This is a genomic window from Bacillus sp. MM09(2025) (genome assembly GCF_050496725.1).
GTDB lineage: Bacteria > Bacillota > Bacilli > Bacillales > Bacillaceae > Bacillus > Bacillus pumilus.
In genome coordinates this window covers 1,762,261-1,774,545 of record NZ_JBNWEN010000004.1, presented here as the reverse complement: position 1 = coordinate 1,774,545, position 12,285 = coordinate 1,762,261, and the positions used below count along the sequence as shown (strand labels likewise).

Here is a 12,285-nt window from a genome sequence, read left to right as displayed (position 1 = left end):
AGCTTATGCTTCTTCAGCCGCTGCTTCTTTTTGGATAAATCGTTTTGTCCGTTCATTCTTCGTTTCATCAAATAGCTCAGTTGGTGTGCCCTGTTCAATAATATGACCATCCGCCATGAAAATCACATGGTCTGCCACTTCTCTAGCAAACGCCATTTCATGTGTGACGATGATCATCGTTGTTTCTTGAATCGCAATGGACTTAATGACTTGAAGCACACCTGAGACAAGCTCTGGATCAAGTGCTGACGTTGGTTCATCGAGTAAAATCGCATGTGGATCAACCGCTAATGCGCGGGCAATACCGATTCGCTGCTGCTGTCCGCCAGATAACGTGACTGGATAGCTGTCAGCCTTTTGCTCTAATCCTACTTGCTTCAGCAGCTTCATTCCAATCTCATTTGCCTGCTGCTTCGTCATTTTTTTCGTCACAAGCAGTGATTCTGTGATATTTTGCAGTGCTGTCTTGTTTTTAAACAGATTGTAGTTTTGAAACACCATGGCCGTTTGTTGACGCAGGTGATGGGCTTCTTTTCGTGTATATTTAGACGCATCGAGCTTCGCATCGCCAATTTCAATCGTGCCTTCATCTGGTATTTCTAATAAATTTAAGCAGCGCAGCAAGGTGGATTTACCGGAGCCAGAAGGTCCGATAATGGCCACAACCTGCCCTTTTTGCACATCGAGATTGATTCCGTCTAAGACGACAAGGTCGCCGAATGATTTCTTCAAATTGGTGAGCTTGATCATGTCCACACCTCCTTAATTCCGGTAAGGTTTGCTAATTTTTCGTTCGAATAGGTCTTGAAGGAAGCTATAAATGATAGTCATCACCCAATACACAATCCCTACGGCTAAATAGGTTTCAAAGTATTTATAGTTCGCCGACGCAATCATCTTCCCTTGTGCAAACATTTCTGCCACACCAATCGTAAAGGCAAGAGATGTTTCTTTTAAAAGACCGATAAAGGTATTCCCCGTCGCTGGAATCGCGTTTCGAATTGCCTGCGGGAAAATAATTCTGACGTAAGACTGCCATCTTGTCATGCCGACAGATAGACAAGCTTCCAGCTGTCCTTCATCTACAGAGTTGAGGGCAGCTCTGAAAATTTCTGCTAAGTATGCTGAGTTTTTAATACTTAATCCGATAATGACCGCTGTTAGGGCATCCATTGAGGTCATCGCAGGGAATAGCTGCGGAAGACCAAAATAAATGAGAAAGAGCTGAACCAAGGTTGGAACCGCTCTGAAAAAAGAAATATACAGCTTGGCAAATTGGTACAAAACAGGTATCCGGTTTTTCGTAATGAGAGCGAATACCACACCAATGATAATGGCAAATACCATGGAGACAATCGCCATGAAGATCGTTATCGGCAAGTATTGGATCAATGTCGGAAAAACGGTCACCATATACTGCCAATCAATTTTGTTCATGTCTGCTCTTCACCGCCGCTGTCGTTATTTTTTAATTGGCTCCGTGACATCGTCTTTGAAATACTTCTCAGACAATTTCTTCAGTGTCCCGTCTTCTCTTAATTCTTTGATTGCTTTGTTAAATTCTTCTCTTAGCTTGTCATGCTTTGTATCTTTGGCAAATGGGTAGCCTACTTCTTCATACACAATTGGATTGCCGACAATTTTGAGCGGCAGACCTGTTTTTTCAATTTGAGCAAGTAATACACTGCGTCCGTTGACATAAGCATCTACGCGGCCATTTGCCACTTCATTTAAGACACCATCTTGCGTTTCATATGTTTTAATATTGATTTTCTTGTCCGGATCTTTGCTCTCTAAGTTTTTGGCATGGTTAGAGCCAAGAACTGCCGCCACTGTTTTTCCTTTTAAATCATCAAGACCTTTGATGTCATTGTTGTCCTTTTTCACGATGATTTGTGTTCCTGCATATGCGTACGTATCAGTAAAGTTAAACGTTTGTTTACGCTCATCTGTGACTGCGACTTGGTTTGACACTGTATCCAGCTTACCAGATGTCAGCTGCCCCATTAGTCCGCTGAATTCACTCAGCTGCCAGTCTAGTTTGTAGCCTAGCTTTTTTGCAATAGCTTCAGTTACTTCAACATCGAAGCCAACAAGCTTGCCATTGTCTTTATAAGCAAACGGATAGCTTTGCCCTGTGGCACCTACTTTTAACACTTTTTCGTCTTTGCCTTCACTCTGATTGCCTCCGCCGCAAGCTGCTAAAACTGCCAGCATTGCTGCAAATAGAACGACTAGCCACTTTTTGTTTTTCATGTTCGTATACCCTTCTTTCCTCTTATGGTTGTGTGATATCTGATCTTAGTTGTTTTTTCAAATAAACCGTGATGTGCCCCTTGCCTAAATCCTTTTCTCCTGCTCTGACGTAGCCTTTGCGCTCATACATGTCTATGAGCCACGGATGCTTATCAGCTGTACCTAGAGATACGTATGGCACCTTTAAGGTATCCCTTAGCAATTCGGTTTCCACCCACTCCAGCAAGACAGAGCCTGTCCCTTTTTGGGCGGATGGTTCTGAGGCAAACCACCAAATGTGAGGGACGCCGAACGGGCCTGGCTGTTCTCCCCAAGGCATACGGAGCGACAAGGTGGATAGAAGCTCTCCGTTTTCTTCCATCACATAGCAGAGATTCTTTTGTACATTTTTCTGAACGAGAGCAAAATCAGCATGTGCTGCTTGGAACTGGATGCCGAGCTCACGAATTGGCTCATAGGCTCTTGTTGTCAATTCAAGCAGTGCCTCTATATCTGCCTCTGTTGCCAGACGAAACGTGTATCCCAAAGTTAGTCACCTCACCTTTATGTCGTGTAGCGATTTTTTGGCTCAGTTAATCCAAGATTTTCTCGCAAGGTTTTTCCTGTGTATTCTGTTTTGAATAAGCCTCTTTCCTGAAGGATTGGGACGACGCGGTCTACGAACATGTCCAGCCCTTCTGGCAATAGCGGAGGCATGACGTTAAAGCCGTCTGCTGCTTCTTCATTGATCCAAGTTTCCATCACATCTGCGAGCTGCTGCGGTGTGCCAATGAAAATATTATGACCACGAGAGCCTGCAACCGATTGATAGAGCTGGCGAATGGTCAGGTTATCCTTTCTCGCCATATTCATCACGAGATCAAAACGGCTTTTTACCGCATTGGACGTGCTTGGATCAATCTCTGGAAGTGGTCCGTCTAAAGGATACTGAGACAAATCAATCCCACCTAAGTAGTTTTGCAAAATGCTCAGCCCAATCTCAGGAACAATCAGCTCCTGTAATTCTTCATATTTCGCTTTGGCTTCTTCTTCTGTATCAGCAATAATCGGGAAGATCCCGGGCATGATGCTGACGTCCTCTCTAGCACGACCAGCACCCTCTACTTTCTCCTTTAAGCTTTGATAAAATTCCTTCGCTTTTTTGAGATCGTTTTGTGCTGTGAAAATGAGTTCAGCTGTTTTCGCTGCAAGCTTTTGACCATCTTCGGATGATCCTGCTTGAATGATCACTGGCTGCCCTTGAGGCGTGCGTGATACGTTGAGAGGACCTCGTACTGAGAAGAACTCCCCTTTATGCTGGAGCTCATGCAGCTTACTAGATTCGAAGAATTCTCCCGTTTCCTTGTTTCTGACAAGGGCGTCTTCTTCCCAAGAATCCCAAAGACCTTTGACGACTTCAACGAACTCTTCTGCTCGCTCGTATCGTTTATCGTGTGCTAAATGCTCTTCTCCGCTAAAGTTTTTCGCTGTTTCTTCAATAGAAGATGTGACCACGTTCCATGCCGCTCTTCCGCCTGATAAATGATCAAGGGAGGCAAACTGTCTTGCAATATGGAAAGGCTCACTATATGTAGTGGATGCTGTTGCTGCTAAACCAATTGATGAAGTAGACTCAGCAATGGACGAAAGCAGGGTGAGCGGTTCAAATCTCGTGAGTACATTCGGATGAGAGGTTTGGTTAATGGATAAGCTGTCAGCTAAAAAGAGTAAATCCAGCTTTCCTTCCTCTGCTTTTTTCGCTAATTGTTTAAAATAATCCAGGTTCATGGCTGCATCTGATACGGCGTTCGGATGTCTCCAAGAGGCAACATGATGTCCAGTTCCTGCGATGAATACGCCTAGCTTGAGCTTCCTTTTTGGCTGTGACACTTGTTCTTCATCCTTTCTATATCCTGCTGTATCAAACTGAAGTCCTCAGAAGATACATTTTTCTGATTGAATTAATCGGTTTTATCATTAAAAAAAGGGCAAATGTTGCGAAAAATGAAAAATAATTATTACTATATGCCCTTTTTACAGGATTGTCAACCGCCTTCTGAACCTCCAAAATTAGGGATTTTACTCATTCATCACGGTGTATCGATTTCAATATTTCCGATGAGCCGGTCTGTAGTATGTGTCACCATTTGACTGCGTTCCAGCATGTTATGGGCGATTACGGAATGAGTGGAGTTTGCGGTGCGGATGGCAATCGCTTTTTGAGGTGATACATTGATGATGTTATTGCGCAGCACACGGGCTGAGGCAGCCTGGTCAATAAAGATCGCTGTCGGTTGTCCGAATGAACGATTTAAATAAAAGCGGTTATCTCCGATTTGTGGTGAACCGTTTTTAATATACATCACGACATATAAAGATGATTCTTCAAAGGAATTGTCTTTGATTTCTAATGGCCCCGTCGTGTTGCTGTATACGGCGTAGTTTTGGTAGTGCTTAAAGCGATTATGCCAAATGAAAGCCTTTGCATTTCCAGTGACACTGATCGTATACGAAGACCCAAGCTCTGGGTGTCCTTCTTGAATAAAGTGATTGCCGTTGATCCCAGCTTCCCCTTCCTGCACCCAGATCCCTCTACTGAAATCTTTGAACTGATTGTGCTGGATCAGGATATTCGTTCCTCTCACCATCGCCCCATCGATCACCGAATAAATGGTATTGTTTGAAAAGACGACGCTATCCGATTGATAGATACGCAGTGCTGCGCTTCTTTGCCCTGTATTCGTCCCCGATTCAATATGATTTCCTTCTATTAGAATACGATTCGCCATATAAACGGACAAAGCCGCATCTTCAAACAGACTGATCTTATTCCCTGTAATGTGAACACTGTCGCCCCTCACATCAATCCCTTTTTCAAATCCTTCAATCATATTGCCAATAATAATCACATTGTTTTCCGTTTGATCAAGAGAGATGCCTAAGCTCGTAATTCCTGCTTTTGTGACGCCTCCTCCTACTGCACGAATCAAATTGTTGGCAATGATTGTTTCCGTGGCAAAGCCATAGGAGATGCTGCTATCTGTATGATTGCCTTCGATGATGACACCATAGCCATTAAAGTTATAAATGGAGCTTGCGGCGCCACCTCTCACAATGTTGTTTCGAATTTGAATATTCAGCGGTTCCTCCATATTGATCGCATTTTCTCCGTAGCCTTCAATATCAATGCCCATTCTTGGCTCGACTCCGTTTACTCCTGCTCTCTCCAGCAGACAGTCCTCTACAATGACCCCGTCACAGCCTGTGATCGAGATATTGTTTCGTCTTGAATCTGTAATGTGACAGCCAGAAATATGGATCGACGAAGCAGGCGAGTACGATTCAGCTTGTGATAATAAACCGTGGGGACTGACAATGATGCCGTCTCCCGTACAATTTTTGATTTGCACACGATTCACATCTACATCAGTTGCCCCTTCAATACATATCCCAAAACCCCACTCATGGGTTTTTCGTTCAGGGGGAAGTGATTTATACACATGCTCATGACGATCCCCTTCGATTCGCCCGCCCCGGATGGTGACATGCTGAACCTTTCCTATATAAAAGGCCGCATACCCCCACGAATCATTTGGTTTCACCTTAATGACGGCATCCTGTGCCATCTCAATGGTTATATGACTTGGCACACGTATACCCGCACCCCGGAAAGGAAAAAATTGATCTCCTCTGTACACTGCATCGATGAGATACGTGCCGCTCGGCAGCCAGACATGGGAATACCCCTGTGCTTTCGTCCATTCTAAGCATTCATTAAGCTTCTCTGTACAGTCCGTTTTCCCATCCGCCACTACACCAAAATCTTGTACATTGACAACAGGCTTTTTTAGATCAGATTTATTCAATTCCCCCAACCTAAACCCCTCCTTTTCACACATGTCCTCTTGTCATCCTATGCATGTGTAAAAGGTTTGCTTGTACAATCCTTCAAATTTTAAATAAATTCTTTCGATATAACTTTCTGACCATTCTCACTTGAGAGAATTTTTCATATTTTTGAGCCTTTACGCCTATTGAACTAACATTTTCCTGTTTTAGAATAGTTTTATATTGACACAAGAACTATACAAGAATATCATTTTTCTCATATCTCTTTTTTTAAGAAAGGATCTATGCCATGTCTACAATTGACCACGATAAAATTGTTAAAAGTGTTCCTCAAAAAGGTTTTTTTGGACACCCTAAAGGACTTTACACACTGTTTTTCACTGAATTTTGGGAGCGTTTCTCCTATTACGGCATGCGTGCACTGCTTATTTATTATATGTACACAGAGGTGACAAAAGGCGGTCTTGGTTTTGATCAAACGACAGCCAATTCGATCATGTCTGTCTACGGTGCACTTGTCTATATGTCAGGCATTATTGGCGGATGGCTTGCCGACCGGGTATTCGGTTCGTCCAGTACGGTCTTTTATGGCGGAGTTTTCATTATGCTTGGACATGTCATTTTGGCTTTGCCAAGCGGCGCAACAGCGCTCTTTATTAGTATGGGACTAATTATTATTGGGACAGGTCTTCTGAAACCGAACGTTTCAAACATTGTTGGCGACCTCTATACAAAAACAGACCCTCGTAGGGATTCTGGTTTTAGTATTTTCTACATGGGGATCAACATGGGTGGTTTTATTGCCCCGTTAATTGTCGGAACACTCGGTCAAAAAGTGAACTTCCACCTCGGATTCTCACTTGCTGCCGTAGGGATGCTTGTTGGACTGATTACATTTGTGATCACGAAAAAACCAAATCTTGGTCTTGCCGGCACTTATGTGACAAATCCACTATCAGCTGTTGAACGCAAGAACTTCAAAATTTTCGGAACATTGGTCATCATTGTGCTCGCTGTTTTTGCTGTCATTGGCATTCGAACTGGCGCACTCACGATTAACCTATTCACTTGGTTTGTCAGTGTCCTTGGTGTGCTCATTCCGATTGTTTATTTCATCATCATGTATTTCAGTAAAAAGACAAGCCCAGTGGAGCAATCCAGGGTTCTCGCTTATATTCCATTGTTCCTTGCTGCCGTGATGTTCTGGGCAATTCAAGAACAAGGCGCAAACATTTTAGCCACATATGCGGATCAACGAACAAACTTGAATTTCCTTGGGATGACACTTGCCTCTTCGTGGTTCCAATCATTGAACCCCATCTTTATTGTGCTGTTGTCTCCTGTGTTTGCTTGGTTGTGGATTAGACTTGGAAAGAAACAGCCGTCTACCCCGATTAAGTTCTCACTTGGCCTTCTGTTTGCAGGATTATCCTTTATCATCATGATCATTCCTGCCTACATGTCTGGTCCGAATACACTTGTGAGTCCATTATGGCTCGTTCTGAGCTTCTTCCTTGTCGTGATCGGAGAGCTCTGCTTATCACCAGTTGGGCTGTCAGCGACAACAAAGCTTGCACCTGCTGCTTTCTCAGCACAAACAATGAGCCTTTGGTTCCTTTCAAATGCGATGGCACAGGCGATCAACGCGCAAGTGGTCAAACTGTTTGATAAAGTGCCAGAAACCGTCTATTTCGGTATCATTGGATTGCTCGCCATCGTTTTATGCGGTGTAATGCTGCTCTTAACACCAGTGATTAAGAAAGCGATGAAAGGTATTCATTAAATAAAAAAAGAAGCCTCCCCATTGGGTTGGCTTCTTTTTTCTAGTTTAAAACCGTATCTCATCATCTCCATGAATTTGCAGCTTAAGCGGTTCACTTTTCGCCTGATGCTTTTTCACATAGCGGTGATAGACGACATACCCAATGATCATGAGAGGGACGCCGACATATAATCCGATGCGCTGCTCCTGATCAAAGGCAAGGCTGACCAACACGATGGTGTTGAGAGTAATTGCAATAATCGGCAGAACCGGATAGAGAGGGGTTTTAAATTTTAAGTTTTCCAGCTTTCCGCCTGCTTTAAGATATCTTCTGCGGAAAAGCATTTGTGATAAGGTAATGGTGATCCAGCCAGTCTGGGCACTCATGCCGGCAATGGACACGATCCAAGCAAATACAGTTTTCTCTGCAAAGAACCCGGATAATAGCGAAATTCCTGTAAACAGGAACGTGAGCAGTAAGGCATTCATCGGAATACCGCGCTGATTCACGCGTCTAAATGCTTTTCCTGCCATTCCTTCTTTTGATAAGGAATACAGCATTCTCGTCGATGCATACAAGCCAGAGTTGGCAACAGATAATAAAGCGATGATAATGACAAAGTTCATGATATCTGCCGCAAAAGGAATGCCCGTTCTCTCAAATACAGTAACAAACGGACTTTGTAGCACACTCGCTTCCTTCCAAGGCACCATACCTGCTAAGACGAAGATAGATAGGACGAAAAAGACGAGTGTACGCCAAACAGTCTGATGAATCGAACGGGGAACGGTTTTTTCAGGGTTTTCACTTTCTCCTGCTGCAATTCCGATCAGCTCAGTTCCTTGGAATGAAAAGTTCACCGTGATCATCGTGACCACCACAGCGAGCAATCCATTTGGAAACAACCCATCACTCACAAAATGACTGAAGTAAGGAGCAGGTTCACCGCTCGTTGTTTCAATAAAACCAAACATCGCCGCGCCGCCTACACCTATAAAGAGTAAAATCGCAATAATTTTAATGGTTGAAAAGAAAAACTCCGACTCCCCGAACGCTTTCGCCGACCGGGCATTTAATAAGAAAAGACACAGTCCAAATATGAGACACCATATCCACACATCCACTTGCGGAAGCCAGCGCCTCATCAGCTGTCCTGCTGATAAAAATTCTAGGGCGACCGTTGCTGCCCAGCCAAGCCAATAAATCCAGCCAACCGCAAAACCAGCTGCAGGGCTGACAAATTTCGTCGCATACGTATGAAACGACCCGGACACAGGTAGTGCGACCGACAGCTCTCCAAGACACAGCATGGTTAAATACATAATCAATCCGCCCACAATATAAGAAAGAACGGCTCCAACTGGCCCTGCTTGTCCAATCGTATAGCCCGTTCCTAAGAAAAAGCCTGTCCCAATGACACCGCCAAGTGAAATCATAAATAAATGGCGGGAGGTCATCGCCCTTTTCAATTGCTCAGGCTGATTTTGTCCAACATCCACAATGATGCCCTCCTTCTTCTAAGATGTTCTGTTATCAAAACATGTCTCCATGTGATTCATTCCATTTTCAAAACAACCTACTAATTATACATCTTTTATAATAAATATGCTTCCTTCTATGGTCACTGTCTCAAAGTCTTTATTTTAGTAATGTTCGCACAAATAAAAGATGAAAGGCTTTGTAGACGTGAGAGGTTTGAAAGAAATGGGCAGCGGGCATAAAGTTGGTGAGATTCGCTCAAGCTAGTTTCAAATGCTTTACTTTTAGGTTGCTTCTCTGTAAGATCATATGTTGTAAATACCAACAAGAAAAGTGGGGAATAAAATGAAAAAAATGTTCTTTGCCATTATGTTAGGCGTTTGTGTTGCATTGATCACTGCATGTGGATCTGGTGCAAGCGACAACGCGAATAAACAAACTGGGTCTAAGGAATCAGGCGACCTTTGGAAATCCATTCAGGATAAAGGTGTTCTGACGATCGGAACAGAGGGTACTTATGCTCCTTTCACATTCCATGACAAAAAGACAGATAAATTAACTGGCTACGATGTAGAAGTCATCACAGAAGTAGCAAAACGTCTTGACTTAAAACCTGAATTCAAAGAAACACAATGGGACAGCATGTTTGCTGGACTGAATTCAAAACGTTTTGACGTGGTAGCGAACCAAGTTGGTAAAACTGGACGTGAAAATCAATACGAGTTCTCTGATAAATACACAACGTCTCAAGCCATTGTTGTGACAAAATCAGATAACAACGACATCAAGAAACTATCTGATGTAAAAGGCAAAAAAGCAGCACAATCATTAACAAGTAACTACAATAAACTAGCAACAGATGCTGGTGCTAAAATTGAAGGCGTTGAAGGTCTTGCACAATCGATTCAATTGATCCAGCAAGGACGTGCTGATCTGACATTCAATGACAAGCTTGCTGTATTGAATTACTTGAAAACAAGCGGGAACAAAAACCTAAAAGTTGCATTTGAAACGGGAGATCCTCAAGAAACTTACTTTGCATTCAGAAAAGGCAGCGGCGAAGTCGTTGACAAAGTGAATGGCGCATTAAAAGAAATGAAAAAAGACGGTACACTTGCTAAGATTTCTAAGAAATGGTTTGGTGAAGATGTTACAAAGTAATACCCTAGGAGTCGTCATTCCTTGGGATCTTCTTCAGCAATCTTTTTGGCCAATGGTGATGCAGGGGATTTATTATACAATCCCCCTCGCCATCATTGCCTTTATTATTGGTATTTTTATCGCGCTTGTGACAGCTCTTGCTAGAATGTCTAAAATCAAAGCCCTCAGATGGATTTTTTCCATCTATGTGTCGGCCGTTCGCGGAACGCCGCTTTTTGTGCAATTGTTTATTATTTTCTATTTCTTTCCGACATTTAATATCACACTGGATCCATATCCAAGTGCCATTATCGCTTTTTCATTAAACGTAGGTGCGTATGCGTCGGAGATTATCCGTGCATCCGTCCTGTCTGTTCCTAAAGGACAATGGGAAGCTGGTTATTCCATCGGGATGACGCATCGTAAAACACTCGTCCGCGTGATTTTACCGCAGGCTGTGCGTGTATCGATTCCTCCGCTATCTAATTCATTCATTAGCTTGGTGAAGGATACATCTCTTGCCTCCCAAATCCTCGTGGCAGAGCTTTTCCGTAAATCTCAGGAAATTGCTGCGGCCAACTTGGATCAGATCTTGTTCATTTATATGGAAGCAGCCCTGATCTATTGGGTATTCTGCTTCATTCTATCGCTCGTTCAGCATCAAATTGAAAAACGACTTGATCGATATGTCGCAAGGTAAGGAGGGAACGACATGCTAACAGTCAAAGGTCTTAAGAAATCCTTTGGGGAAAATGAGATTTTAAAGTCGATTGATTTTTCGATCAACAAAGGACAGGTTGTGGCCATTCTCGGTCCATCTGGTTCAGGAAAAACAACAATGCTTCGCTGTTTAAATGCACTTGAAACACCAAATGGCGGCTCCTTTACCTTCGATGATTTCTCAATTGATTTTTCGAAAAAAAATAAATCAGCTGATCTGCTCAAGCTTCGCCGGAAATCGGGAATGGTGTTTCAGGATTATCACCTGTTTCCACACCGCACCGTGCTTGAAAATGTGATGGAAGGTCCTGTTCAGGTGCAGCACCGTCCAAAGGAAACGGTTCGAAAAGAAGCCATCCAGCTATTAGAAAAAGTCGGTCTGGAAGATAAAAAAGACCTTTACCCTTTCCAGCTGTCAGGCGGTCAAAAGCAGCGTGTCGGGATTGCCCGTGCACTTGCCATTCAGCCAGAGCTCATGCTTTTTGATGAACCAACCTCTGCGCTTGACCCTGAGCTTGTCGGGGAAGTCTTAAAGGTTATGAAGGATCTAGCGAAGGAAGGCTGGACTATGGCGGTGGTCACACATGAAATCAAGTTTGCCCAAGAAGTGGCGGACGAAGTGATTTTTATTGATGGCGGCGTCATCGTCGAACAAGGTCCTCCAGAGGAAATCTTCAAACGACCAAAGGAAGAACGAACAAAACAATTCTTAAACCGGATTTTGAATCCAGTATGATAAAAAAAGGCTGTTCTCACGTGGTGAGGACAGCCTTTTTTTATATTTCCTTTTGCAAGCGAAGCGCCAGTAAATCTTGTAAGAGTAACCTCGCTCCCTCTGGACTAATAACCACTCCACCCGATAGCACTTTGTTGGAGTTTGTCACTTCCCCTGTGACAATACAGGGCTTGTCCTGCCAATATGGCTTTATGACAATTTGGTCTTCTTCTCGATAAATCTCCATAAAATCGCGCGGATGAATTTTCAACCGTTTTCTTATATCTGTCGGAAGAACAATTCTTCCAAAGTTATCTATATATTTTACATCGTCTTGATTTAACAAATTGACCCCCTCCTGCATCTCTAGATATAGGCAATTCC

12 protein-coding genes are annotated in these 12,285 nt (G+C 43.3%); 4 read left to right on the top strand and 8 right to left on the bottom strand.

The window, feature by feature from the left end:
- Nucleotides 1-3: 3 nt before the first annotated feature.
- The 6 genes from ACQYAC_RS15240 to ACQYAC_RS15215 form a co-directional block, all read right to left on the bottom strand.
- Nucleotides 4-750, bottom strand: coding sequence for an amino acid ABC transporter ATP-binding protein (locus ACQYAC_RS15240; RefSeq protein ID WP_012008912.1), 747 nt, complete (start codon nucleotides 748-750; stop codon nucleotides 4-6).
- A gap of 12 nt (nucleotides 751-762) precedes the next feature.
- Nucleotides 763-1,437 (bottom strand): amino acid ABC transporter permease, encoded by a 675-nt coding sequence (locus tag ACQYAC_RS15235; protein WP_003214174.1) that lies wholly within the window; start codon nucleotides 1,435-1,437, stop codon nucleotides 763-765.
- A gap of 24 nt (nucleotides 1,438-1,461) precedes the next feature.
- On the bottom strand, nucleotides 1,462-2,256 hold the full coding sequence (locus ACQYAC_RS15230) for a transporter substrate-binding domain-containing protein (RefSeq protein ID WP_429943601.1): 795 nt from the start codon (nucleotides 2,254-2,256) through the stop codon (nucleotides 1,462-1,464).
- Between the two features lie 22 nt (nucleotides 2,257-2,278).
- Nucleotides 2,279-2,782, bottom strand: a complete 504-nt coding sequence (locus ACQYAC_RS15225) for a GNAT family N-acetyltransferase (protein WP_268467728.1) — start codon at nucleotides 2,780-2,782, stop codon at nucleotides 2,279-2,281.
- Nucleotides 2,783-2,799: 17 nt separating this feature from the next.
- Complete coding sequence (locus tag ACQYAC_RS15220) at nucleotides 2,800-4,125, bottom strand: LLM class flavin-dependent oxidoreductase (protein ID WP_429943600.1); 1,326 nt, start codon at nucleotides 4,123-4,125, stop codon at nucleotides 2,800-2,802.
- A 200-nt stretch (nucleotides 4,126-4,325) separates the two neighbouring features.
- Complete coding sequence (locus tag ACQYAC_RS15215) at nucleotides 4,326-6,110, bottom strand: right-handed parallel beta-helix repeat-containing protein (RefSeq protein ID WP_429943599.1); 1,785 nt, start codon at nucleotides 6,108-6,110, stop codon at nucleotides 4,326-4,328.
- 263 nt (nucleotides 6,111-6,373) lie between these two features.
- Here ACQYAC_RS15215 and ACQYAC_RS15210 point away from each other — a divergent pair, with 263 nt between their 5' ends.
- Nucleotides 6,374-7,867, top strand: coding sequence for a peptide MFS transporter (locus ACQYAC_RS15210; RefSeq protein ID WP_429943598.1), 1,494 nt, complete (start codon nucleotides 6,374-6,376; stop codon nucleotides 7,865-7,867).
- A 45-nt stretch (nucleotides 7,868-7,912) separates the two neighbouring features.
- Here ACQYAC_RS15210 and ACQYAC_RS15205 read toward each other — a convergent pair whose 3' ends face one another.
- On the bottom strand, nucleotides 7,913-9,346 hold the full coding sequence (locus ACQYAC_RS15205) for an amino acid permease (protein WP_373466153.1): 1,434 nt from the start codon (nucleotides 9,344-9,346) through the stop codon (nucleotides 7,913-7,915).
- Between the two features lie 325 nt (nucleotides 9,347-9,671).
- On the opposite strand from ACQYAC_RS15205, the gene tcyA reads away from it, so the two are divergent.
- The 3 genes from tcyA to ACQYAC_RS15190 are packed head-to-tail and all read left to right on the top strand — an operon-like array spanning nucleotide 9,672 to nucleotide 11,922.
- Entirely contained in the window at nucleotides 9,672-10,487 is an 816-nt protein-coding gene (gene tcyA, locus ACQYAC_RS15200; protein ID WP_061406740.1) for a cystine ABC transporter substrate-binding lipoprotein TcyA, read from the top strand.
- Nucleotides 10,474-11,166, top strand: a complete 693-nt coding sequence (locus ACQYAC_RS15195) for an amino acid ABC transporter permease (RefSeq protein WP_034325166.1) — start codon at nucleotides 10,474-10,476, stop codon at nucleotides 11,164-11,166. Before tcyA ends, ACQYAC_RS15195 begins: the two co-directional genes overlap by 14 nt.
- 12 nt (nucleotides 11,167-11,178) lie before the next feature.
- Nucleotides 11,179-11,922, top strand: coding sequence for an amino acid ABC transporter ATP-binding protein (locus ACQYAC_RS15190; protein WP_429943597.1), 744 nt, complete (start codon nucleotides 11,179-11,181; stop codon nucleotides 11,920-11,922).
- Nucleotides 11,923-11,962: 40 nt separating this feature from the next.
- Here ACQYAC_RS15190 and ACQYAC_RS15185 read toward each other — a convergent pair whose 3' ends face one another.
- A complete protein-coding gene (locus ACQYAC_RS15185) occupies nucleotides 11,963-12,247 on the bottom strand; it encodes an AbrB/MazE/SpoVT family DNA-binding domain-containing protein (protein ID WP_429943596.1) in 285 nt (94 codons plus the stop codon).
- Nucleotides 12,248-12,285 lie beyond the last annotated feature (38 nt).

Bases quoted from the DNA above. Each gene is read 5' to 3' on its own strand.
- ACQYAC_RS15240 (WP_012008912.1), bottom strand. From the start codon at position 750: ATGATCAAGCTCACCAATTTGAAGAAATCATTCGGCGACCTTGTCGTC.
- ACQYAC_RS15235 (WP_003214174.1), bottom strand. From the start codon at position 1,437: ATGAACAAAATTGATTGGCAGTATATGGTGACCGTTTTTCCGACATTG.
- ACQYAC_RS15230 (WP_429943601.1), bottom strand. From the start codon at position 2,256: ATGAAAAACAAAAAGTGGCTAGTCGTTCTATTTGCAGCAATGCTGGCA.
- ACQYAC_RS15210 (WP_429943598.1), top strand. From the start codon at position 6,374: ATGTCTACAATTGACCACGATAAAATTGTTAAAAGTGTTCCTCAAAAA.
- tcyA (WP_061406740.1), top strand. From the start codon at position 9,672: ATGAAAAAAATGTTCTTTGCCATTATGTTAGGCGTTTGTGTTGCATTG.
- ACQYAC_RS15195 (WP_034325166.1), top strand. From the start codon at position 10,474: ATGTTACAAAGTAATACCCTAGGAGTCGTCATTCCTTGGGATCTTCTT.
- ACQYAC_RS15190 (WP_429943597.1), top strand. From the start codon at position 11,179: ATGCTAACAGTCAAAGGTCTTAAGAAATCCTTTGGGGAAAATGAGATT.